This is a genomic window from Alteromonas sp. LOR, from assembly GCF_000753865.1.
In the GTDB taxonomy this organism is placed as follows: Bacteria; Pseudomonadota; Gammaproteobacteria; order Enterobacterales; family Alteromonadaceae; genus Alteromonas.
Map to the genome: position 1 here is coordinate 367,916 of NZ_JQFW01000015.1, position 22,742 is coordinate 390,657.

Genomic DNA, 22,742 nt, shown 5'->3' on the forward strand with positions numbered 1-22,742 from the left:
TATTGAAAGAAGCCCGCACAATGTGCGGGTTTTTTTTTGCCTGTAACAAACACTCTTTACACTGACTCATAATACTTTCACTTCAAACTACGGCTTCTTAATTTCATTCACTGCGGTATGTCAGTGATACATCACCGTTTTCACTATTTTTAGAGAAGAACTTTTGATCTCAACCAATGCATGTGGGGTATTTAAGGTTCATCCCATCATATAGCTCCGTTGTAAAACCAATACAGAAAAGTCTGATAATGCAGCGGATTTTTGCTACAACTAGTATATAACGAAATATTAATGCTTTTTGCGTCGGCGTTAGAAGCGATGCTCCATGTCTTCCTTAGAAGTAGACAGGCAAACGTTAATAAAAGAATAAAAACGAGGAATATATGCAGGCAATGTCAACGCTCAAACTAAACGAAGGTTCTGTTGAGCAAAAACGTATGGAAGTGAAAACGTATTTTCTCGACTCATTCGATACCTATGAATCACTTTTTTCATGCTTAAGCAGTGATGAGGCTTTTTATCAGCGTGCTGAACGACTTCGTCACCCGCTGATTTTCTACTTTGGCCACACAGCAACATTTTTTATCAACAAACTCATTCTTTCCAAAGCGATTAATGAACGGATAAACCCTCGTTTTGAATCATTATTTGCCATCGGTGTTGATGAAATGAGCTGGGACGACCTCAATGACAATAACTACGATTGGCCAACCGTTGATGAAGTAAGAGCATACCGAGACCAAGTGCGTACGCTGATGTGCGACCTCATTGATACTATCAACTTCACTATGCCGATAGATTGGGAAAGCCCCATGTGGCCAATTGTGATGGGTATTGAGCATGAAAGGATCCACCTTGAAACGTCTTCAGTGCTTATTCGCCAGCTGCCGCTTTCGTTTGTTAAGTCCCAAGATTCTTGGCCTCGCTGTAGCGATTCTGTGACCAGCCTAGACAAGGTACCAGTGAACGATTTTGTTAACGTGTCGTCTGGCGATATTTCTCAAAATAAATCTTGGGATAATCAATACTATGGTTGGGATAATGAATATGGCACGCTTAACGCGCATGTGAACGATTTTAAAGCGTCCAAGTTTTTGGTGAGCAACGGCGAGTTTTTATCGTTTGTTGAAGACGGCGGCTACGATAAAGCAAAATACTGGGAAGAGGAAGGCAATAGCTGGCGGCTTTATACCAAAGCAAAGCATCCCTTATTTTGGTCTAAAACCGAGTCTGGTTTTGTGTATCGAAGCATGACTGAGGAACTTGCGCTGCCATTAGATTGGCCTGTTGACGTGAACTATCACGAAGCGAAAGCGTTCTGTAATTATAAAAGCGAAAGAAGTGGCAAAGTCATCCGTCTTCCTACCGAGAATGAATGGTTGCGAATGCGTGATGAGGCCGGGCTTAACCAAGCGGTATATCGAGATGGTTTCAATATTGCCCTTCAAAAGCATGCATCAAGCGAGCCGGTAAATACCAACCAAACCGGTGAATTCTATGACGTAGTGGGTAATGTATGGCAATGGACGGAAACGCCCATTTATCCTTTTGATGGCTTTAAAGTGCATCCGTTATACGATGACTTTACCACGCCAACCTTTGACAATAAGCACAACCTAATTAAAGGCGGCAGTTGGATATCAACGGGTAACGAGGCAATGAAAGACAGCCGTTATGCGTTTAGACGCCACTTCTTCCAGCATGCTGGATTTCGATATGTACAAGGTGAGAGTGTAATTCAAGTGAATGATTTAGATTATGAAAGCGATACTCAGGTATCCCAGTACAGCGAATTTCATTATGGCGACGAATATCATGGTGTTGCAAACTTTGCTAAAGCAAGTGCAGAGTTTTGTATTCAGCAAATGGCCGGTAGAGCATCAGCGAGAGCGCTTGATTTAGGCTGCGCAGTAGGGCGTTCTACGTTCGAGCTAGCGACCCATTTCGACCACGTTGACGGCGTTGATTTTTCAGCACGTTTTATAAAAACCGCATTTTCCATGCAAGAGCGCGGTGAAGTGCGCTACAACTTGATTGAAGAAGGTGAGTTAACATCGTTTAAATCTCGTAAGCTCAGTGCCATGGGCCTTGAAAACACCGTAGATAAGGTCTCATTTTCACAAGGCGATGCCTGTAATCTTAAACCTCAGTTAACAGGGTACGACCTCATCTTTATGGGTAACCTTATTGATAGAGTGTACAGCCCTCGAAAAGTACTTGCGGATATGAGCGAACGCTTAAACCCCGGTGGTCTTCTTATTATTGCAAGCCCATTCACTTGGTTAGAAGAATACACAGAGCGAAATGAGTGGCTTGGTGGCTATAAAGATGAAAATGGCGAGACACTGAGCTCTACTGACGCACTTGAGCAAGCGTTAAGCCCCAACTTAGTTCGCGTTGGACAGCCGAAGGACATTCCATTTGTAATTCGAGAAACTAAGCGCAAACATCAGCATACGCTGTCTGAATTTAACGTTTTTGAAAAAAAGTAAAGAACGGCAATGCCTTGCAGTATGGATAATAGCGGCACGGAAATTAGTAATTTGAACAGTAGCGGTAAGGATAGTAGTAGGAATCGCCCCAATAGTGCACAGACAGGCGCTCAGGCAAGCACACTAGCAGGCACAATGACAGAGGCAGGCGCAGTGCCTGCCGAGTTTCTAGCCTATCAAGATGTATGGGAAAGGGTAAATCCACAGGAGTATGACGCATCTTCTCGGCTCAAGTTTTCCGCTGTATCCAGCAGATACCCAGAAGCTCCTGCTAATACCATCGCGATGTGGATTGCCGACATGGACACCAAGCCATTACCAGAGATTTCAGCTTATATAGCCGAACACGTTCAACGTGCATATGGTTATCAAGACAGCGATATTGGTAAGGCGGTACATGGATGGTTTGAGGCGCAAAGATCCTTTGTGGATTCAAACACAGTAGACCCATGCTCAGTCGTTGGTGTGGCAAGCGTGATAAGCGCGGTAGACGTCGCCCTTAAAACATTCTGTATTTCTGGGGATGAGGTCATGGTGTTAGCGCCGACCTACGGCCCCCTCGTTGACTGTATCAATAACAACAGTTTGAAAGTGCACGCCGTTCACACAAACCGTGATGAGAATGGCGACGACACCATTGATTTTAGTTCGCTATCAAAAAACGCCACTGCTTTTGTCCTTTGCCATCCCAATAATCCAACAGGGCAGGTGCTACCAGCATCTTGTCAAAGCGAACTTATACGGTTTTGCAACGAGAATGGCATACTTATTATCACTGATGAGATACACAGTGAATTTGGCTTTTTAAGTAACGATAAACCACTACCTATCACGCTTTTTGGCTCCCATTGCGATGCTGTGGCACAAAAAGGCATCATTCATATTAGCGGCGTGTCGAAAGCCTTTAATTTGGCCGCCATTCCAGGCGCTTCCTTTGCCATTATTGAAGACGCTGAATTAAGAGCGAAATTTAGTACTGCTATTGCCTCAAGGCATCTTGAGGCGAGCTACCTATCGCAAGTTGCGCTTAAAGCTGCCTATAGTCTTGGTCACAATTGGTTAGATAATATTCGTAAGGCACTTGGGCTCAATCGCAAGCTAGTTCACTTCTACTTTAAACAGCAGAACGTAAGTTGTGAATATACGATGGGTAAAGCGGGTTACTTCTTATGGCTTAACTTGTGGAAAACAGCGACCTGCGCTGATAAAAAGGTTAGCTCATCAGCGTTGTCAAGAAAGGGTATTTTCAATCCTGCTTCAACCTTTGATAGTTGTGTTAGCCGCGGCGTGATAGGCAGTGATGGCAATCAATTTAATGCACCTGGGTGGATTCGACTGAACCTCGCTTGCGATCCAATACAAATAGTGAACGCGCTAAACAGGTTATTTTTCCGTTAAGCACCACCAGACTTATAGCCTAGTGATATAAGTTTGCAACAAATACTACTTTTAACATAGGTTCACGAAATGCCATCTCATGGTACTATTGCACTAAAGATGGATATACAAGGTGAGTGTAAGAACTCCCAATAAAATAAAGCTATGCGCAAAGCCACAAATAAAAAGCCGTGCTAGAGCAGGTGAAAACGCAAGGGCAGTCGCAAAGACAGTGAGATAAACAAGTGATCAAAATTATCCTAGTAGACGACCATGAATTGGTGAGAACCGGGATCCGCCGTATTTTGGAAGATGTTGCAGATTTTAAAATTCTCGCAGAAGCAAAAAGTGGTGAAGATGCGGTTCAGTTGTGCAGAAAGAATGCGCCAGATGTCATTCTCATGGATGTGAATATGCCGGGGATAGGCGGGTTGGAAGCAACCAAGAAAATAGTTCGTATGTCTGAAAATACACGGGTTATTTGCTTGTCTATGCATACTGAAAGCCCAATTCCTATGCAGGTGATGGAAGCTGGCGCGTTTGGTTTTTTAACCAAAGACGCAGAGCCAGAAGAAGTCATACGTGCTATTCACAAGGTAATGGCAGGGCAAAAATACGTCGATAGCGATGTGGCTAACAGTATTGCCGTGGCTAGATTGTCGCCCCGTTCGGATAATCCGTTTAACGAACTTTCGTCACGGGAATTGAGCATAGCAATGCGGTTAACCAAGGGGAAAAGGGTTCCTGAAATCGCCAGCGAACTGAGTATCAATCCCAAAACCGTCAATACCTATCGCTACAGAATGTTTGAAAAGCTTGGTGTTGCCACCGATGTTGAACTTACTCACCTTGCCTTACGTCATAAGCTCATCGACTCTAATTTGTTATAGGTGTAAACATTTCACACTATGTCTGCATTTGATTCAGCAGCGTTTCTCAAAAATCTAACGTCGCAACCTGGGGTGTACCGAATGTACAGTCAGCAGGACGACGTTATTTATGTTGGAAAGGCAAAAAATTTAAAAAAACGTGTCTCCAGTTATTTTCGAACTAATGTAGATAATGCCAAAACGCGCTCATTAGTTAGTCAGATTGCGCATATGGACGTTACCGTTGTTAACAGCGAAACCGAAGCGTTCCTGTTAGAAAATAATTTTATTAAAAAGTATAAGCCACGCTACAACGTAGTGATGCGCGATGATAAATCTTACCCGTTTATATTTCTCTCTGATCACGAACATCCACGTTTATCATTTCATCGCGGCCCGCAAAAGAAGAAGGGTGAATACTTTGGCCCTTACCCCAGTGCTTGGTCGGTAAGGGAAAGCTTAAGGTCAATGCAGCGGATTTTCCCGGTCCGACAGTGTGAAGACAGTTACTACCGATCTCGCAGCCGCCCGTGTTTGCAATATCAAATGCAGCGGTGCAGCGCCCCCTGTGTTGAAGGCTACGTGTCGGATGAAGAATATAAAGAACAGGTGAATTTTGCTCGTTTGTTTTTGAAGGGCAAAAATCAACAGGTAATTGGCAGCTTAGTTGAGAACATGGAGAAGGCGAGTGAGTCACTTAACTTCGAGGCAGCGGCTCGCTACAGAGATCAAATTAATGCATTGCGAAAAGTGCAGGAGCGTCAGTGGGTAGCCGGTACTCAGGACGAAATGGATGTGTTTGGCTTCGCATTTAAAGGCAACATGGCCTGTATACAGGTGATGTTTATTCGTGAAGGTCAGCTGTTGGGCAGCAAAGCATTTTTCCCAAAAGTACCCACCATTGCCGATGAAAATGAAGTATTCGAATCATTTTTCCTTCAGTTTTACCTTGCTGGCAACAAAACCATACCAAAACAGATTGTGTTGGCGAATACGTTAAGTGATGAATCAGCAATTTCTAAGGTGCTCAGTAGTGAAGCTGGGCATAAAGTCACCTTCTTTAAAGGTGCTCGCGAAGAAAAGCGACAATATTTGGAGCTGGCGCAAACCAACGCAGAGTCTGCTCTTGATGCGCAATACAGCCAACAAAAATCAGTATTTGCGCGATACCTCGATTTAGAAACGGCGATGGAAGTAGACAGCCCCATTCAGCGTATGGAATGTTTCGATATCAGCCATACTTCTGGTGAGCAAACCGTAGCGTCCTGTGTGGTGTTTAACAGAGAAGGGCCGTTAAAGAGCGATTACCGCCGTTATAACATTGAAGGGATAACGCCAGGCGATGATTACGCGGCGATGGCGCAAGCATTAAAACGCCGATACAAGTCAGTGAAAGAAGTCCAAAAAATACCGGACCTGTTGCTAATTGATGGCGGTAAGGGCCAACTAGCGCAAGCCGAGTCATTTTTTGAGGATTGGCCACACGATAAAAAGCCCATGCTATTGGGTGTTGCAAAGGGCACCACGAGAAAACCAGGATTAGAAACCCTTATATTGGCAGGCAGTCACGACGTACTGCCAATGGATAGCCATTCTCCCGCCCTTCATTTAGTGCAGCATATACGTGATGAGTCTCACAGATTTGCGATAACAGGGCATAGAAATAGACGCCAGAAAGTGAAAACCACCTCGAGCTTAGAATCTATACCGGGTATTGGTGCAAAACGCCGCCAAACGCTGTTGAAGTTCATGGGCGGTTTACACGGGCTCAAGAAAGCCAGTAAGAACGAAATTGCCAATGTGCCTGGTATCAGTCAAGAATTAGCTGACACTATTTACGACCACCTGCACCAATAACATAGTGACTGGCAAGCATTAATGATTAAATTAAGGTAAGGTGTGTGGAATTATAGGCCGTAAAGGCTAGCGCTAAAAAATGCCCCCCGTTGGCAAAACCTGAGATATATCTTTTATGTGGAATGTTCCAAATTGTATTACTTTATTCAGAGTAATTTTAATTCCTGTTTTCGTTGTTGTTTACTTTCTTGATTGGCGTTGGGCCCACGAGGCCGGTGCATTCGTATTTTGGCTTGCCGCCATCACGGATTGGTTTGACGGTTACCTCGCAAGAAAGCTCGAGCAGTCGACGCCATTTGGCGCCTTTCTCGACCCCGTGGCGGATAAACTTATCGTTGCCACTGCATTACTCATGATCACACACAGTTATGCCACCTTATGGATTACGCTGCCAGCAGTGGCTTTATTGGTTAGAGAAATCTATGTATCAGCGCTGCGAGAGTGGATGGGCTCTAGCGGCGTTCGCGACGCAGTAAAAGTGTCATTTATCGGTAAAGCGAAAACCACAGCGCAAATGTTGGCGTTAATCGGTTTACTTTCAGGGCTTGAAACTTTCATGGGCTTCCCGATCTATTGGGTAACTTTAGGTTATATTCTTCTTTATATCGCAGCGGTGCTGTCAATTTGGTCAATGGTTGTTTATACAAAAGCGGCTTGGCCACACTTGAAAGGTGTTGCGTCAAATTAAAATTGATCGCGCTTTAACCAAGTTGAATAAAAAAATAGCAAACGATCGTCAAAACATGCATTTATCTCAATTTAAACGTTTTTTCGTATTGACAGTTTTGAATGGGTAGGTAAAATGCACCCCACATTTCGAGAGGACATAAACCTAACGAGATGTACGATTTAAGAGTGCGGGAATAGCTCAGTTGGTAGAGCACGACCTTGCCAAGGTCGGGGTCGCGAGTTCGAATCTCGTTTCCCGCTCCAAAATCGCTGGCATTATGCAGTCGCTATTTTGAAGTATAAATTAGCACTGCAGTCAGATTACTACGGCGGAATGGCAGAATGGCTATGCAGCGGATTGCAAATCCGTGGATCTCGGTTCGACTCCGGGTTCCGCCTCCATACTCTGTAACGCCACATCAGGTTCTACGCCTGACACCTCGCTGAAAAGCAACCCAATGCCCGGGTGGTGAAATTGGTAGACACAAGGGATTTAAAATCCCTCGCTGGTAACAGCGTGCCGGTTCAAGTCCGGCCCCGGGCACCAATATCCTTATCTTTAAAGGCTTTTAGCCTAGTTAGCTAATAAACCAGCCAAAAAGCCAGCCATAAAGTTTTTACTATCATTCAGGTTATTCCCGAAGATCTGCCGTTATCAGTCATATTGATTTTAAGTGAATAAAGTGTAACTTAGGATAACTAGGTATTCTTTACTGTGGTATCTCAATACCTCTTGGATATCTGTTAAATTATGAAGCAGTTAAAAGGGTTCAAACGTGGTAGTTAAGTCAGGATTCAAAAGGAAGCATGAATTCCCTAATGAGTCGTTTATCCAAGAAAGAATTGAAAAATACTTTCAATCTAGGGGTTTTGACCTTTTGGACCCAGGTTTCGCTGACTTGAAGTGTATTCATAGTAATCGCAGAGAAGTTTGGTTGATTGAGGCCAAAGGAAAGACTTCACAGATGGGATTGGATTTTAGAACCTGTTTGGGGCAAATCATACAGAGAATGGAAAATCCAGAGTGGATATATGCAATTGCACTTCCCAATCTTCCTCAGTATATAAAGCAGTGTGAACAAGTTGCTGTTTGGGTACGCCACCTGATAAAGTTAAATTGGATTTTTGTTTCAGAGGATGGGTCAATAAGAGTCGTTGGCTTCGAAGATAGCTTTACAGAATTAGATGTTTAATAAGTTTATCAAAGTCGCTCTCTACGTTTGCGGGTTGCTCAATTGCTAACGTACAGGGTGTCTGATATTTAAAAGGAATTATAAATGAAAGCTTTTTTAGTCATTTTTCTTACCCTATCAATTATTGCTTGTGCGGGTTCACCATTTAAATTTGAAAACGCAAGAATGGTAGAAGTGGGTATGTCTCAAGATGATTTAACTAACCTTTTGGGAAAACCTTACATGGTTACTACTCGTGGCCAAGATCAAATTTGGGTATGGAGCCACGCTAACGGTATGACAGGCGCAGCAAAATCAGTATCTTTTGTCATTAGAGACGGAAAGGTCATATCAGTGCCTACCATTCCAGATTCTTTTGAGTAACGAGCAGTTTCTCGCACTTTCGCGGGGGCATTAATAATTTGAGTCCCCACGAACTGCTGGTACTGTAGTATTATTGTGTTCGCTGTTTTGCTATCAGCTAGAGAGCACTTTTTTAGCTAAAAGTTAGCACCTGCAGCGGCCTGTCTGGCAATTTCTTCCTGTCGTTGATATCCCTCTCTAATTGAGCGAGCTGTGATCGAATCACCAGATTCAACAAGTCCCGCTGTAACATTACTCAGAAGGTTTAATGTCTTATCGATAGCAGCTTGCATTTTAACGAGCCCGGGAGTGTGACGTTTCATTGCTTGTGCTCTATAGGCCGCTTGCTGCTTAGCCGTAAGACCAACCGCATAAGGGTTAGTATTCAGAATAGCGTTCAATAAAATACCATCGCCGCTCTCAATTGCGGTTTGAATATCGCCGATTTGCTGCTCTTGTGATTTTGATCTAAATAAGGTTCTTATTTCCTCGTTTTGTTGAGAAGAAAACCCTAGCTGGCTCTCAAAATCTTTTTGAATGTTCGCCGTTAATTTCTTAAGACTCGCCGTAGCGCTTTTCTCTCTTGCGTCGTAAGTACTCATCAGCTTATCGTAAGACGACGCAACTTGTTTTAAGTGCATGCCCTGAGTGATGTCAGAAGATTGGTGATTCCGCATAGTAACGATTTTTTTTATGTCGCTGACGACTGATGCTTGTAAATCCAAAGCCGCTAAAAGTTGGCTATTGTCGGCATTTTCAGGCCCCGCTAAATCAATAATGCTCTGTCTCCAGCCATCGCTTGCAAGGTGAACAGTAATATCCAGTTTTGGCAGAGGTTTGCGCGTATCTGCATGGTTTTTGTTAGTTTGGTAGTTCATTTGTATTTCCTCATTGAGTTATATGAAACGGAAGGGAGGGCCAGCCTCAAACTTGCGTTTTCGGATGGCGAATACTGCAGCGCCAGCAACGCTGTTTATTAGGTCGTCGTGTTGGCCGGGTGGATGGTCAATTCGTGGCTTTACGGTATTCTTGCGTTCTAGGTTGCATAGCTCAGTCGTAAGCTGTTTTATATCGGGAAGCTCAATACGGTGGGAGTTGACTAAAGGTAAGAACTCTGCGTATATCTGTGATTTATCAAGCTCGCATGGGATGTAGTCAATGCTGTTCTTTCTGAACTGCTCACGAACCCAGTCACCGCCCCAACGATCTCCAATAATAGTATGTACTCTGTATGTATCGAATAGTTCGCTGAATTCCTTGGTAACTCGCTCCGGACTAAATGGTGGCTTGACCGCTCTTACTGCATCAACAATGATTGATCCATCTTTATTATCTCTATGGGCGATGGCGCATGTCATAGAGTCGCGGCCACTTCCACCAGCAGCATCGACAAAACCTATGTACAGATTACAATGCGCTGGCGGTAGTTCAATCCGGTCCGGAATAGTTACAGCTTCTACTGCTTCGCGAGATACGAAGGTTTCCACGTCTGTTCTAAACTGAGCGCCATATTCAGCCTTTGCGCTATCTTCATCCTCAAAGTAAGCCTGATCGATAACAGACTTATCAAGAAGAGGGTTCATTAGTTGGGTTGGTGCTTGAGCGACTAAAACTCGTGTACTTTTGTCTTTGCCGTAGTAGTTGCGGTATGCGTCCCATAGCACACCTTTACGTGCGTATGGTGAGGACAAAGCAATTAGCTTACCGTTTAGAGTTGCTAGGCTTGGACGAAGCGCGTTGATGATTTCTTTATCAGGATTAGCGCTCTCTTCCGAGGTCATCCAAAAGGCTATTTCGTCTGCGATAACACAAGAGCACGTGTAGCCGCGAGTTCTACGGTGGCTAGCCGTGGTTATCTCTATGACGGCACGGTTAGTAAGCTCGATTGATTCTGAATTCTCTCTCATAACCATTGATTTGAGCATTGGGCAGTCTTTAATCAGCCCGGTAATGTATCGAAAGACTGAGCGGGCCTGCTTGCGGTCTGCGGCTATCACCATTATGGTCGCTACTTCACCCGGGCTTAGCTGGTCGGCGTACTCACTAAAGAATGCTTCATAAACCGCGATAAGTGCTGCTACCTGACTCTTACCGCCACGGCGTCCAATAATCATAAATAATTCGTTAAACGGAGCGGTAGGGGCGGTTTTCCTGTTAGTTAACTCGGTGTAGGAATCAGTATCTTTTTCATCGAGAGGCAGGGCGTAGAACGCTTTTAACAAGGCTCGCCAGTTGTCCCAACAATTAGCCGCGAACAAATCGCCAAAAAGACGTGGATCGCCCATAGTTTCGACTATATTCATTGGCTCGCCTTAATGTATTGGTTAAGTGATACCTCGCGGCGGTTACGCTCAAGTCCTAGTTTAGAGAACAGTCCGCTTAAGCTATTGCAAGCCTGAGTCCATTTACCAGAATCGAAGTCTTGTCCTTGGGCTAACTTAAGCTCTTCTTGTTGTAGGTGGTACTCAAGAAAGATCGCGCGGTCGATTAACGCTCGTTGCTGATAGGAAAGATTAGAGTAACCGCCTAGATCGTCGCAAAGTGCGGTATGTCTGTTTCGTAAGTCCTGCGCGATACTGGTGCGCTGGTCCAGACTTTGTAGCCAGTCATTCGAATAGCGGATAGAGGGCTCGATTTGTTTTGTCATAATTACCGTATATCTAGGGTCTATCTATGGACTAAATATAAGATAACTATTTTGCTTATGGTAGGTAGAATGGTCTATATCCGTATAGGCTTTAAAATAAAAGTTTTGCGGTGCCCCTTTTGGGCTCAATTTTCTTGTTTGGAGCTAAATTTTAGGGGGTAGGCTACGAATATAAGCAAAGATCCTCCCCCGCAAAATCCAATCAGAATATACGACCTAGTGATGCATAGTTACGTATCGCCCTATTATATACCGTAGAGAAATTAAGAACCGAAAATCTCTACGGATGATAAGGGGTGGATAAGTCACTATACGTCACTATTTCAGTGATGCACCCCGGTAAATGTGTTTGCCGCCAGTTCCACGGCTGGATTTGTAGCCCCTTTCCTTTAACGCCATGCTCATTGCCTTTTTAGTCCACGTTTTAGAAACTCCATTGGCTATCTGCCATGCGGTAAATCGTCCGTAAACATTGTCAACGGAAACCGACTCAAATGCTTGTTTAATTAAGTGCTCTTCAATGAAATTACCCAAGGTGTCCTCGTCTTGCATATATTCTTCGCTGGCAGCACTGACACTCTTTGGAACAGACAGGCCGATCCGTTGCCACTCCAAAGCACCATTAATCATCCAACGAAGAATTGCGGGCCATTCGTTTCGAAGTTTTGCCGATAAGTCAGGATCGCGTTCATGAGCGCTTATAGTGACAGAAAAAGGAATTAGGCAAACTCTGCGCCTGATAGCTTCATCTATTCCGTTAAATGAGGGCCGATGATTACCGGCAATGAATAGAGTAAATTGAGGCCTGTATTCAAAGAAGTCTTGGCGCATAAACCTAGCGGTTATCTTGTCCCCACCAGTTAAATCTTTTACTACACTTTCGTTCCAAACTCTTCCGGCCGGTAACTCACTCCCAGCAACTAAACGAGCTCCCTTAAGTCCTGCAAGATCTGTAGGGTGTTGCTGTGTTGCCGTATTGAGGAAAGTAGTGGCGGGAGCGTGTTTTGCGTAATTCCCCATGATGCCGGAAATAGTATTGAGGAAAACAGATTTTCCATTGCTACCAGTTCCGAATAGGAATAAAAGTTTATGCTCCGTCGTTTGGCCAGTGAGTGCGTAACCGCAGGCTCTTTGCAAAAAGGCTATTAATTCAAGATCGCCATCAAATATCTTGTTGAGAAAGTCGAACCATATAGGGGCGTCGTCTCTTGAAGTAGGCGTTACGGCACAATGTTTTGTTATCCAGTGCTCACGTTTAGCTTGAATTAGTCGTCCAGTATTTAGGTCTACCGTCCCAAGAGGGGTGCCAAATAACATTAAGTCGTTGTCAAACTGATCCGATTCAGTTGCTAAATCTTCATTAGAACGAGCGATAGATATCACCGAATTGATAGTATCGTTCTGTTTAAGCGCTTTTGCCTGCCTTTTAGCTAATTTTATTATGGCCTCAGATTCCGTTGGAACTGATATTTGAGACGCTTTAAATTTTCCCCATTCGATTACATCCGTTGATTTTTGACGTAAAAAGGCCCTAGTTTCCGTCATATGGCGCAATTTGCTGTCAACCTCCCACCGTTGCCCGTTCCAGAATACCCATTTCCCCCAATCCGGTACGAAACGAGCGTTATCTTTGAAACCAGCTTTAGACAACTCTAGAGCCAGCTCGTCATGTGATAGCCCGGGCTCAGAAGTAAGCGAGTACGATCCCATCTGCCATTCTGTCCCAGTTCTTCTAAATGCTGCAGCCGTGTCGATGCATCGGGGTGGTTTCCAACCCCCATTGACTGCAATGTAGTAGACCGACCTTATAGTTATCTCGCGGCCGTCTTTTTCGGCCTTGAAAGAAGCCCATTGTTGTTCTTGCGTATCCGGATTGTATGACGGAGGGCTGCCGTCCGGCCAATATTCCCCGCGAGACCATGCATCAAACAATGCGAATCCAGCCTCAGGGTTATCATGATAATGATTCCTGAGGGCCATTCCGACTTTTAGCCATGCATCACGGGTCGTCGGGTCGACGTAGTGTAGCGCCGCGATAAGCATATCCACGTCTCGCGTTTCCGCCGTCGGCATCGGCGTCTCGACCCGTTCGACCGTGACGACTTCAATGGCCGGACAGTGAGGTAACTCCGGGAGTATATGGGGCATAGTGAGTGCATAAGGGCCGCAATTACCCGCGGGGGCGTAGAGGTTCCCGGAGCAGATAAAGCCCTGCCCGGCAGTACGAGTATCGAACCCGACGATCCAGTCAGACCGTTGCTTTATCGGCTGGTGGGTTCTAAACGCGTAATGTGCGCCGCCGGACGGAGTTTTCTGGATAAGCGCCGCGTCCCAATTTAATCGCACTCCGAGAAACGCCTCGACGTCGGCCCGGATGACTCCCTTTTGTGTATCCAAGTCGATGATCACAAGGCCCTGCGGCACCATTATGCCGACGGTACCGCTCGACCAATCGAGAGCCGGGTCGTTCGGGATTACCGTTTGCCAGCTGGCTCCCTTGGGTATCGCGGGGCCTTTCAGGTATTTCTGTTTAGCGTCGTCGTATCTAATCCAACAAGGGAAAACTTGAAGGCCGCTTTTTATCAAACGCTGTTTTAATTGAGGAATAGAGCTCATTAGTGCCCCCTTTTCCCACGGGGGATTACCGTAATAAAGTTCGCTTTTAGCAGGTCCTTAACAACGATACTCCAATGGGTCACTTTAGCTAGGCGTTCTTCATTAATAGTCTTGAGATCCTCCATTGTTTCGTAGTCGCACATGAGTTCCATGAACGATGCTAAAGCGTAGGCGTGATGCTCCAGAATTCCAATCGCCTGAGCTGTGTCGAAGTAAGTGTATAAGGAAAGTAGATCTTCAAAGTTTCTCTGCTGCTCCATGATTAAACCTCCGTGTTCTGCTGTTTTTCCCAGCGCTCTAAGTCATTCAATAGCCATCTTGTCGAGGTACCGTGGAGTTTTACAGGAGAGGGGAGCTTGCCTTGTTTTAAGCGAAGCCAAACGGTGGATATTGCTATGTCGTAGCGATGGGCTACAGATTTTACTGATAGATATGTTTGCATTGTGTTGTGCCTATTTAAGTTAATTAAGACACAACCCATTTTTCACATTTTTGGAATAGTTTCAGCAATATGAAGGTGTAAAAATTAGTAGAGTTTTACACCCAATTTTCCCACGTTGTTTTGATTACATTTCTATATCGAGCGAGCTTTTCCTTATTTGATAGTTCCTCTTTGTAGCAAAACAATTCACCCTCAATACATTCTAGTGCAGCATCATCATCAATCATGCACAAACCATCATTAGCCGCTCGCATGATTTCACTGATGGGGTAGTTATACCAAACAACCTTTGCTTTACGCTTTTTATATTTTTCTATGGCATCTGAGGATATTTTTTCGCACGCCTCATACATATTCGGTGAAGTCGTTTGAGGGTCTAATAATTCAAATTTTTGATCTCTAAAAATAGTTTTCTCATCAACACCATGGATTGCAACTATTAAATGTAAATAATCATTAAAATCGCGAAGTAAATTTTTCGCATCTACGTTCAAAATCTTTGCTACCACGTCTACAGCTTTTGATTTCTTAACTCCTGCAGCCATTTGGTATATGATTTTTGGGACCGCGTTATCCAAGTGTTTCGAAATTCTAGTTGGGGTTGGTTTTTGATTAATTCGGTCGTCTATAAGGCTTTCAAATATGTACCTAGCGGCGGCCGATGGTACGATATCATTTTCTCCGAGAATCAGACTCTTTAAGTGAAAGGCGTCTCCTGTCTTTAAAAATAAATCGAATTGCACTATTAAGTCATCTTCATATTCATCGCAATACATCACTTAGCCTCTCTAATTTCGACCACATTAGTAAAGCGTTTCCGGCAGTATTGAGCCCATTCCTCCATAAGCGACCGCCGTTCTTCTAATAGTGCGTTTCGAGCATAGGCGGCTCGGGTACTGTCATTATTAACGTGGGCTAGAGCTAACTCTGTTAAATCGTCGTCGTAAGGCTGGTGGGCGAATTTAACATACTGACGCGCCCAGTCCTTGAAAGTACTTCTGAAACCATGAGTAGTTACGTCATAACCAATACGCTTTGGCACTTTTGATACAGTAGCGTCTGTTAAGGCCGTTCCTTTAGCACTTGGAAATATCAATTCGGATTCTCTCGGCAAGGCATGTAAAAGATCGATTGCTGCGGTACTTAGCGGAATGTTGTGATCTTTAGGATTTTCACCTTTCATTCGTTTAGCGGGTATATGCCAAATCTTTTCGTCGAAATTGATTTCAGACCATAATGCCCCGCGCATTTCTGCTGACCGGGTGGCGGTTAGTATTCCGAATTGCAATACCTTGGCTCCTAGCCATTCTTTCTGTTTTAATTTCGCCCAAAATTCAGGCATGAGTTCAACGTCTAATGCTTTGTGATGTTGGGTTTTGCTGACTTTTTGAGGGGCGGGGAGTAGAGTTTTTAAGCCTCCGTCCCAACGGGCGGGGTTTAATTCCGTATAGATCCCTCTGGCGATAGCCATATCGAAAACATGGCCGATGTAAATACGAAGTCTATTTGCCGTTTCAGTCTTGATTGCCCAAATAGGATCTAAAACTGATTTAATTCCGTTGAGGTCAATGTCAGCAATACGCATATCTCCTATGTGAGGATACGCATAGTTGTCTAACATATTTGTGAGCTTTCGAACTTGCTGTTCTGTTTTGAATTCCTGAGAACGCTTTTCGACATATTCGAGAGCTAACTTTTTAAATGTATAGGTTTTCAGGCGTTCCTTTTTAGCTTCAGAACGTCTTTGTTGGCGTTCTTCAACAGGATCGTAACCATCACGCTTTATTCTGCGCTTTAGCTCACCAGCTTCTTCTCTAGCTTGTGAAAGAGTGACTTCAGGATAGCTCCCGAGTCCAATCCATTTACGTTGACCATTAATGACGGTTCGAAGTATCCAACTAGCCGCATCTGGTGGCGTTACCTGAATACTTAACCCTGCAATTCTGCCTACCGGAAAGATGCCTTTTTGGCCGCCATTCACTATCGAACGGACTTCCTTATCTTTCAGTTCTGCTGCTTTCTTTGGCATTTTTACCTACCAACATACCTTCCATAAAATATTATATAGCAGTATAGGGTAGTAGATGCATTTAGACAAGTGGATTGGGTGTGAAGCCTTATTAAATAGGCTTTACGTGGATTGTTATAGATGGTGTTAGACATTTAAACGGTGCTGGCCCCGGGCACCATTTTATGTTTGCACACCTTTTGCATGTTTCCCATAAAATCAAACCTCAATATAATACTTCTCTTTAGCACTAAGCATCATCTTCATTCAATTATGCTGAAAGCAGATATATTCAAAAATCATTTCCTTCAAAACTCTGTTGCTCATAACTCTGTTTTCCAAAGCTATTAATTCAAACTCTTTAATTCAAAGCCTTTAGTTCAAAGTTCTTTAAATCAGAAGACACAGTGCATTGCAGCAAATGAAAGCATTGGCGTTGCATGTTTGCTTCGCGTAATCTTTCGCCCCTATATCCATTCTTAAAATTGGTGAACACATCATGTCACAACCCCTGAAGCAACAAATTGGCAATATTTCTATCGTGGTCGATGATTACGATGATGCCCTCGAGTTTTATATTGAAAAACTACAGTTCGTTTTAATCAACGACATAGCCTTAGGTGAAGGGAAGCGGTGGGTAGAGGTATCGCCCCCAAATTCAAATGGTACGCATCTGCTATTTTCCAAGGCAAATACCGAAGAGCAAAAGCGTGCCATTGGCAATCAGTCAGGAGGCCGAGTCTTTCTATTTCTTCATACCAATGACTTTTGGCGAGACTATGAGCACATGAAAGCCAGTGGGGTTGTGTTTGACGAAGAGCCAAGAGTCGAAGAGTATGGCACCGTTGTCGTTTTCCAAGATTTATACGGAAACAAATGGGATTTACTGCAAAGTAGTGCAGCTAGCGAATAAAATGGCTATCGACTAAAATTCTATACAGTCTTAGTAAACCAGAGATGCGGTGAGTATATGACGTTGGACGCGCAATTTAATGAGTGCGGATTTATCATCTTAAGGGATTTTTTCAATAATGAAGAAATTACTCAGATAGAAACCCACGTCGACCGCATTTATGAAACCTGGACTAAAAATAACGAGCAAGCCATATACGATTACAGGCTGGTTAACATGCACTCGTTAACAAGCCCCCAATACTTTAATGACGCTCCACATCAAAGGCAGAAGTTTTTTAGCGCAATTGCGCCGTTTAAGCTCACCTCGGTGCTTGCCAATATCTTTGGCGAAGGGGTGTATTTCCACAATACTCAATTATTTTTTAACCCTTCAAACACTCAGCGCCTTCCATACTGGCATAGAGATATGCAGTTTAGTGATATAGAAGACAATGCTCAGCGCGATGAGCAGCATTCTATACTAAACCTTCATGTGCGCATTCCGCTAGTAGACGAAAAAGGCCTTGAGCTTGTTCCAGGGTCTCACAAGCGGTGGGACACAGAGCAAGAGCGCAATGTAAGGTTTGAGTTGGGTGGCCATAAAAACAGTGAAGAACTTCCTGATTCGTTGATGATGAACCTTGCCCGAGGCGACGTCTTGATATTTGACGGACAAATGCTGCACAGGGGCGTGTATAAGCACAACCCGATAAGAAAAGCCTTCGATGTGTGTGTGGGAAAGTACCATTCTATCTCTTCGTGCTTTTTAGACCCTCAGGTACTGCCTACCGAAGAGGAGATGGCGCACATCAATAACAATGGCTGGTATACACTGGCGAGAGAAGTGTCCGCAAAAATATTTTAAAGATAGGTGATGACACTAACTGGTTATTGTTTCGAAGGAGTTGGTAGCGTGCTTAAGCTATAACGGTAATAGTAATTGACCAAGAGCGTCGAGCCCTCGGTCAATTATTATTACTAAACACGTGGGCTATTCAGCAGCTGCGTCTTTGAGTGGTTTCATTTTATCTTCGATATCTGAGGCTTCTTGTTCTGTAAGCGACGTCTCAAGAGGAGCTGGCTTGCCGTATAAGTACCCTTGTAAATAGTCCGCTCTGGCGTCTTTTAACCACTGTGCTTCATCTTCAGTTTCCACGCCCTCTGCAATCACTTCAATACCACTGCGGTTAGCTATTTGAATAAGACTCTTAACGATATTTTGTTTGTAACTGTCGTTATGGACATTCCTTACTAGCTCCATGTCTATCTTCACAAAATCAGGGCGTAAGCTTTGAAGTAAGTTAAGACCGGACCACCCAGAGCCAATATCATCGAGGGCGATTTGGAAACCGGCATTGCGATAGAATGCTAAAATACCTTTCAGGTGGTTTATGTCTGAGGCCCGATGGGTTTCCGTTACTTCAAACACAATGTCAGATGGCGATAGTCCAATTTCATTAATTGCCGCAGCCGTCGCCCGCAGGCAGTACGAGGGGTCGTAAATGCTAGATGGATTAAAGTTGATAAATAGTTTAGTTCTTAATTTGCCTCTTGCTGCGCACTCTACTGCAGAACGTCGTGCAACCAAATCGAGCGAGAATAAAAGGTCAGACTTTTCTGCAAGTTTAAATGCCAAGGCTGGCGGTACGATTGAGCCATTGTCATCGCGAACCCTAAACAATCCTTCATTTGCAAAAACCTGTCCATCTATTGCACTGACAATGGGTTGAAACCATGATTCGTAACGCTGTTTCTCAATACTTTCCACCAGCCATTTTGCTTGATAGCGATTAACCAGTACTTCAAGCGTCACCATACGGCCCATATCGTCAATAGAAGGCTGTTGATCGTGTGACGCAGTGGTAACCTTAGTATTTTCTTTTTCTTTTGATTCTAGTGCGCCATTGAGGGACATGATGAATCTTTGAATATTTGGACGTTCTACTACGCAAGAAATACAGTGATCAGACTGCTGAGTGGCATGAATTTCCATTGAGCCGCATAGCCCTGCAACTTTTGAAAATGTTTCTAGAGTGGGGAGGAAGATCCAAAAGTGAGTGGTCTCAAAAAAATAGTCGTCAATAGATTCGCAGTCGGCGCAGTACATAAGTTATTCCTAAAACATGGCGTATGAGTATGGTTACACTAGTGACTGTATTTTGGTTTCCTATGTAATGAAATTCTTATAACAGGCGCTTATAGATGGTTATATTTAATCGGTAAGCAACGTTGTACTAACAGGTGAATACCGGCAAGTGTGGTACTATTCGCAATCGTATTGATCATCCATTGGTAAGGGTAACCGTTGAACTCAGTTATGGCGCTGCGCGCACAAGAGCTGTTAAAAGCAGAGCGCCCATTTCATGCTCGAGGAAGCAAAGTAAAACGCTGTGATGCGTGCCTTCTGCCTATTCCTCAATGTATTTGTGCCTACAAACCTGAATTGGGCACGGATGTTGCCGTGTTGATTCTCATGTACAAGGGGGAGTACTTTAAGCCAACGAATACGGGTCGGTTAATTGCCGATGTGGTGAAGGAAAATTACGCGTTTTTGTGGCATCGCACTGAGCCAGCAGCAGATATGCTGGCAATGATTAATAACCCCGCCTATCAGCCTGTTGTGGTGTTTCCCCACGAATATGCCAACGAAATCCACCGCATTGACAAACCGCCTGTGTCAGGTGAGAAAAAGCTTCTTTTTATTTTTCTTGATGGAACCTGGCGCGAAGCTAAAAAAATGTTCAGTAAAAGTGATTACCTTTCAAACTTGCCCGTTTTAGGGGTGAACCTTGAAGGCTCATCTGATTATTTGCTGCGTGAGTCATCGCATATGTTTCAACACTGCACCGCAGAGGTTGGGGTGCATATATTGGCTATGGCTGAAGAAAAGGAAGGGGCAGAAAAGCTTGCTCAGTATTTCAGTATTTTTCGGCGAGAATATGTAAAAGGAAAACCTCACTTGCGTGACAAACTAGACTTTGCCAGTGCGCAGGTGAAGTAATACGTTTACAAGCCTAAGCATTATTTGCGACACTCTGGTTGCTACAATTTTTTCAACTAGCCATTCGGAGATTTTTAATGTCATCAGTAACATTTCAAGGTAATGAAGTAAAAACGGTAGGCGAATTACCCAGTGTAGGCGCAAGTGCACCTGCATTTACGCTAGTTAAAGCAGATTTAAGTGAAGTTGCTTTGTCTGACTTGTCTGGAAAGCAAGTTGTATTAAACATTTTTCCATCAATTGACACTGGAACCTGTGCCACATCGGTACGCAAGTTTAATGAACATGCTGCAACGCTAGACAATACAGTTGTCATTTGTGTGTCAGCAGACTTACCGTTTGCTGCAGGCCGCTTTTGTGGTGCCGAGGGGATTGAGAATGTTATTACCGGTTCTACATTCCGCTCTTCATTTGGCGACGACTACGGTGTTGCGTTTGAATCAGCACCATTAACAGGTTTAATGTCCCGTTGTGTTGTTGTTATCGATACCAAAGGTAACGTGGTTTACACCGAGCAAGTAGCTGAAACTACTGAAGAACCAAATTATGATGCCGCAGTTGCTGCGTTAAGCTAAACTCTCTTAATTGATTGTGCAGTTTATATAATCGATTGGAAACCGCTGGCATAAATAAGCGTGTCAGCGGTACTCAATGTATTTATAAATACTGCGATTTGTATTTTTAGGAGACACCTATGACATCAACGTTACTTCAAGTTGGAGAACTTGCCAGTAAAATGCAGGAGAAACCTGTAACCCTTCTGCGAGCGTTGATGGACGACCCGCTTACTCAAACACCCGACAAGCGGGGTGCCATGGTATTGCCAGCCTCAGTCGATTTAGACCTAGACGGTGAGGGCAGCGATCATGCCACTGGTTTTCCCCACAGTATGCCGTCTGCCGAAGATCTCGCAGTATATTTAGGAAAGCAGGGCATAACAGCAAACACCACCGTTGTGGCCTACGATACGAGAGGCATTTATAGTGCGCCTCGTGCTTGGTGGATGCTAAAAGCGCTAGGTCACAATGATGTGTATCTACTTGATGGTGGACAGCCTGCTTGGAAAGACGCAGGTCTTCCTGTATCGGAGCAACAGCACTTTGGCAAACTGACTTACCACCCGTCACCTCGCAATGGATGGTTTGTTAATTCTAGCGCGGTGCTTCAATCACTCAATACAGATGCACAACTGGTAGATGCGAGAAGTACTCCACGTTTTAGAGGGGAAGTATCTGAACCTCGTGCTGGTGTGCGCTCAGGTCATATGCCTGGCGCATTAAACTTGCCTTTCGGTAGTCTTATTGATAACGGTCGCTATCTCTCTATAGACTCTCTCAAGCAAGCTTTTGAGCGTGCAGGTATTAATTTGTCTTTGCCGATTATTTGTACCTGTGGGTCGGGAATTACAGCATGTGTTGTTGGTTTTGCCGCCCTTTTATGTGGCGCGAAAGAAGTCTCCATTTATGACGGTTCTTGGTCAGAGTGGGGTGCCGATCCTCAATATCCCGTTATTGTTGATTAATGCTTAGGTACAATTTAACAATAAAGATCTAACGCTAAAGAACCAACGAATCAGACATAGTCATTCCAATGGATTGAAAACCATGACTCAATTAAAAACACTGCCAAAAATCGTGGTACTGACTGGTGCAGGCATTTCTGCGGAGTCGGGGTTACAAACCTTTCGTGATAATAACGGCCTGTGGGAAAATCACAGCGTTGAGGACGTGGCAACACCACAAGCCTTCGAAAATAACCCTGAGTTAGTATACCGCTTTTACAATGCGCGCAGAGCACAATTGCAAGACAACCAAGTGTCTGCCAATAAGGCTCACCATGCACTTGCTACATTAGAGCAGCATTGGAAAGCGCAATTGGTGTTAGTAACACAAAACGTCGATAATTTGCATGAACACGGGGGCAGCGAACGTGTGCTGCATATGCACGGCGAACTTCTCTCTGCTCGATGTAGTTTCTCAAACCAAACATTTGAATGGTCTGAATCATTTGATGGTAATACGGCGTGTCCTTGCTGTAGTAATAAAACCTTAAGACCAGACATAGTCTGGTTTGGTGAAATGCCCATGTATATGGACGAAATAATGTCACATCTTTCTACCGCAGACATTTTTATCGCCATTGGTACCTCTGGTAATGTGTATCCAGCAGCGGGCTTCGTGCAGCTCGCAAAAAGCGCGGGAGCCCACACGATTGAGGCGAATTTAGAACCAGGCAGCTCAAATGCATTATTTGATGAGTCGCTTACGGGGTTGGCCTCAGATGTTGTACCGAAATGGGTCGACGACACTATTGCTCAATATACCAAATAGAAGAC

The 22,742-nt window shown here is 44.1% G+C and carries 21 protein-coding genes, 3 tRNA genes and 1 pseudogene; 16 read left to right on the forward strand and 9 right to left on the reverse strand.

Annotated elements, in window-relative coordinates:
- Positions 1–383: 383 nt before the first annotated feature.
- From ovoA to JV36_RS0106980, 10 genes are all read left to right on the forward strand, one after another.
- On the forward strand, positions 384–2,492 hold the full coding sequence (gene ovoA, locus JV36_RS0106935; RefSeq protein ID WP_032096274.1) for a 5-histidylcysteine sulfoxide synthase: 2,109 nt from the start codon (positions 384–386) through the stop codon (positions 2,490–2,492).
- A gap of 9 nt (positions 2,493–2,501) precedes the next feature.
- On the forward strand, positions 2,502–3,890 hold the full coding sequence (locus JV36_RS0106940; RefSeq protein WP_052010196.1) for an aminotransferase class I/II-fold pyridoxal phosphate-dependent enzyme: 1,389 nt from the start codon (positions 2,502–2,504) through the stop codon (positions 3,888–3,890).
- Positions 3,891–4,114: 224 nt separating this feature from the next.
- Positions 4,115–4,759 carry a UvrY/SirA/GacA family response regulator transcription factor gene (uvrY, locus tag JV36_RS0106945; protein ID WP_032096273.1) on the forward strand — a complete coding sequence of 215 codons (645 nt, stop codon included), beginning with the start codon at positions 4,115–4,117 and terminating at the stop codon, positions 4,757–4,759.
- Positions 4,760–4,777: 18 nt separating this feature from the next.
- Positions 4,778–6,595, forward strand: coding sequence for an excinuclease ABC subunit UvrC (gene uvrC, locus JV36_RS0106950; protein WP_032096272.1), 1,818 nt, complete (start codon positions 4,778–4,780; stop codon positions 6,593–6,595).
- A 115-nt stretch (positions 6,596–6,710) separates the two neighbouring features.
- Entirely contained in the window at positions 6,711–7,283 is a 573-nt protein-coding gene (pgsA, locus tag JV36_RS0106955) for a CDP-diacylglycerol--glycerol-3-phosphate 3-phosphatidyltransferase (protein ID WP_032096271.1), read from the forward strand.
- 169 nt (positions 7,284–7,452) lie between these two features.
- A tRNA-Gly gene (locus JV36_RS0106960) sits at positions 7,453–7,528 on the forward strand.
- A gap of 64 nt (positions 7,529–7,592) precedes the next feature.
- Positions 7,593–7,666 (forward strand) — tRNA-Cys (locus JV36_RS0106965).
- Positions 7,667–7,724: 58 nt separating this feature from the next.
- Positions 7,725–7,811, forward strand: a tRNA-Leu gene (locus JV36_RS0106970).
- 229 nt (positions 7,812–8,040) lie between these two features.
- A complete protein-coding gene (locus JV36_RS0106975) occupies positions 8,041–8,457 on the forward strand; it encodes a hypothetical protein (protein ID WP_052010195.1) in 417 nt (138 codons plus the stop codon).
- A gap of 84 nt (positions 8,458–8,541) precedes the next feature.
- A complete protein-coding gene (locus tag JV36_RS0106980) occupies positions 8,542–8,820 on the forward strand; it encodes a hypothetical protein (protein ID WP_032096270.1) in 279 nt (92 codons plus the stop codon).
- 116 nt (positions 8,821–8,936) lie between these two features.
- Here the strand turns inward: JV36_RS0106980 and JV36_RS0106985 are convergent, their stop codons facing one another.
- From JV36_RS0106985 to JV36_RS0107020, 8 genes are all read right to left on the reverse strand, one after another.
- Positions 8,937–9,677, reverse strand: coding sequence for a hypothetical protein (locus JV36_RS0106985; protein ID WP_032096269.1), 741 nt, complete (start codon positions 9,675–9,677; stop codon positions 8,937–8,939).
- An 18-nt stretch (positions 9,678–9,695) separates the two neighbouring features.
- Positions 9,696–11,102, reverse strand: a complete 1,407-nt coding sequence (locus tag JV36_RS0106990) for a terminase large subunit domain-containing protein (protein WP_032096268.1) — start codon at positions 11,100–11,102, stop codon at positions 9,696–9,698.
- Positions 11,099–11,446: a hypothetical protein gene (locus tag JV36_RS0106995; protein WP_032096267.1), complete on the reverse strand. Its 348-nt coding sequence runs from the start codon at positions 11,444–11,446 to the stop codon at positions 11,099–11,101. Before JV36_RS0106995 ends, JV36_RS0106990 begins: the two co-directional genes overlap by 4 nt.
- Before the next feature lie 318 nt (positions 11,447–11,764).
- Positions 11,765–13,594 (reverse strand): phage/plasmid primase, P4 family, encoded by a 1,830-nt coding sequence (locus JV36_RS19210; protein ID WP_160173361.1) that lies wholly within the window; start codon positions 13,592–13,594, stop codon positions 11,765–11,767.
- Between the two features lie 467 nt (positions 13,595–14,061).
- The gene (locus tag JV36_RS0107005; protein ID WP_032096266.1) at positions 14,062–14,322 is read right to left on the reverse strand and encodes a hypothetical protein; all 261 of its coding nucleotides are present in this window, start codon (positions 14,320–14,322) and stop codon (positions 14,062–14,064) included.
- 2 nt (positions 14,323–14,324) lie between these two features.
- Positions 14,325–14,504, reverse strand: a complete 180-nt coding sequence (locus JV36_RS0107010) for a helix-turn-helix transcriptional regulator (protein ID WP_032096265.1) — start codon at positions 14,502–14,504, stop codon at positions 14,325–14,327.
- Positions 14,505–14,599: 95 nt separating this feature from the next.
- Positions 14,600–15,283, reverse strand: coding sequence for a hypothetical protein (locus JV36_RS0107015; protein ID WP_152561545.1), 684 nt, complete (start codon positions 15,281–15,283; stop codon positions 14,600–14,602).
- Positions 15,280–16,533 carry a tyrosine-type recombinase/integrase gene (locus tag JV36_RS0107020; RefSeq protein ID WP_032096263.1) on the reverse strand — a complete coding sequence of 418 codons (1,254 nt, stop codon included), beginning with the start codon at positions 16,531–16,533 and terminating at the stop codon, positions 15,280–15,282. The genes JV36_RS0107015 and JV36_RS0107020 overlap by 4 nt, the downstream gene beginning before the upstream one ends.
- A 478-nt stretch (positions 16,534–17,011) precedes the next feature.
- Here JV36_RS0107020 and JV36_RS0107025 point away from each other — a divergent pair, with 478 nt between their 5' ends.
- Positions 17,012–17,425, forward strand: coding sequence for a VOC family protein (locus JV36_RS0107025; RefSeq protein ID WP_032096262.1), 414 nt, complete (start codon positions 17,012–17,014; stop codon positions 17,423–17,425).
- 57 nt (positions 17,426–17,482) lie between these two features.
- On the forward strand, positions 17,483–18,271 hold the full coding sequence (locus JV36_RS0107030; RefSeq protein WP_032096261.1) for a phytanoyl-CoA dioxygenase family protein: 789 nt from the start codon (positions 17,483–17,485) through the stop codon (positions 18,269–18,271).
- A gap of 126 nt (positions 18,272–18,397) precedes the next feature.
- Here JV36_RS0107030 and JV36_RS0107035 read toward each other — a convergent pair whose 3' ends face one another.
- Positions 18,398–19,513 (reverse strand): EAL domain-containing protein, encoded by a 1,116-nt coding sequence (locus JV36_RS0107035; RefSeq protein WP_032096260.1) that lies wholly within the window; start codon positions 19,511–19,513, stop codon positions 18,398–18,400.
- Positions 19,514–19,723: 210 nt separating this feature from the next.
- Between JV36_RS0107035 and JV36_RS0107040 the strand changes: the two genes are divergently transcribed.
- The 4 genes and pseudogenes from JV36_RS0107040 to cobB all read left to right on the forward strand — a co-directional run.
- The gene (locus JV36_RS0107040) at positions 19,724–20,407 is read left to right on the forward strand and encodes a tRNA-uridine aminocarboxypropyltransferase (RefSeq protein ID WP_032096259.1); all 684 of its coding nucleotides are present in this window, start codon (positions 19,724–19,726) and stop codon (positions 20,405–20,407) included.
- 77 nt (positions 20,408–20,484) lie between these two features.
- Positions 20,485–20,982 (forward strand): thiol peroxidase, encoded by a 498-nt coding sequence (gene tpx, locus JV36_RS0107045; protein ID WP_032096258.1) that lies wholly within the window; start codon positions 20,485–20,487, stop codon positions 20,980–20,982.
- 119 nt (positions 20,983–21,101) lie between these two features.
- Positions 21,102–21,929, forward strand: a complete 828-nt coding sequence (locus JV36_RS0107050; RefSeq protein WP_032096257.1) for a sulfurtransferase — start codon at positions 21,102–21,104, stop codon at positions 21,927–21,929.
- A 46-nt stretch (positions 21,930–21,975) separates the two neighbouring features.
- Positions 21,976–22,737: pseudogene (gene cobB, locus JV36_RS0107055) on the forward strand (Sir2 family NAD+-dependent deacetylase); the annotation flags it as partial.
- Positions 22,738–22,742 lie beyond the last annotated feature (5 nt).

Bases quoted from the DNA above. Each gene is read 5' to 3' on its own strand.
- ovoA (WP_032096274.1), top strand. From the start codon at position 384: ATGCAGGCAATGTCAACGCTCAAACTAAACGAAGGTTCTGTTGAGCAA.
- JV36_RS0106940 (WP_052010196.1), top strand. From the start codon at position 2,502: ATGCCTTGCAGTATGGATAATAGCGGCACGGAAATTAGTAATTTGAAC.
- uvrC (WP_032096272.1), top strand. From the start codon at position 4,778: ATGTCTGCATTTGATTCAGCAGCGTTTCTCAAAAATCTAACGTCGCAA.
- pgsA (WP_032096271.1), top strand. From the start codon at position 6,711: ATGTGGAATGTTCCAAATTGTATTACTTTATTCAGAGTAATTTTAATT.
- JV36_RS0106980 (WP_032096270.1), top strand. From the start codon at position 8,542: ATGAAAGCTTTTTTAGTCATTTTTCTTACCCTATCAATTATTGCTTGT.
- JV36_RS0106985 (WP_032096269.1), bottom strand. From the start codon at position 9,677: ATGAACTACCAAACTAACAAAAACCATGCAGATACGCGCAAACCTCTG.
- JV36_RS0106990 (WP_032096268.1), bottom strand. From the start codon at position 11,102: ATGAATATAGTCGAAACTATGGGCGATCCACGTCTTTTTGGCGATTTG.
- JV36_RS0106995 (WP_032096267.1), bottom strand. From the start codon at position 11,446: ATGACAAAACAAATCGAGCCCTCTATCCGCTATTCGAATGACTGGCTA.
- JV36_RS19210 (WP_160173361.1), bottom strand. From the start codon at position 13,594: ATGCCCCATATACTCCCGGAGTTACCTCACTGTCCGGCCATTGAAGTC.
- JV36_RS0107005 (WP_032096266.1), bottom strand. From the start codon at position 14,322: ATGGAGCAGCAGAGAAACTTTGAAGATCTACTTTCCTTATACACTTAC.
- JV36_RS0107010 (WP_032096265.1), bottom strand. From the start codon at position 14,504: ATGCAAACATATCTATCAGTAAAATCTGTAGCCCATCGCTACGACATA.
- JV36_RS0107020 (WP_032096263.1), bottom strand. From the start codon at position 16,533: ATGCCAAAGAAAGCAGCAGAACTGAAAGATAAGGAAGTCCGTTCGATA.
- JV36_RS0107025 (WP_032096262.1), top strand. From the start codon at position 17,012: ATGTCACAACCCCTGAAGCAACAAATTGGCAATATTTCTATCGTGGTC.
- JV36_RS0107030 (WP_032096261.1), top strand. From the start codon at position 17,483: ATGACGTTGGACGCGCAATTTAATGAGTGCGGATTTATCATCTTAAGG.
- JV36_RS0107035 (WP_032096260.1), bottom strand. From the start codon at position 19,513: ATGTACTGCGCCGACTGCGAATCTATTGACGACTATTTTTTTGAGACC.
- JV36_RS0107040 (WP_032096259.1), top strand. From the start codon at position 19,724: ATGGCGCTGCGCGCACAAGAGCTGTTAAAAGCAGAGCGCCCATTTCAT.
- tpx (WP_032096258.1), top strand. From the start codon at position 20,485: ATGTCATCAGTAACATTTCAAGGTAATGAAGTAAAAACGGTAGGCGAA.
- JV36_RS0107050 (WP_032096257.1), top strand. From the start codon at position 21,102: ATGACATCAACGTTACTTCAAGTTGGAGAACTTGCCAGTAAAATGCAG.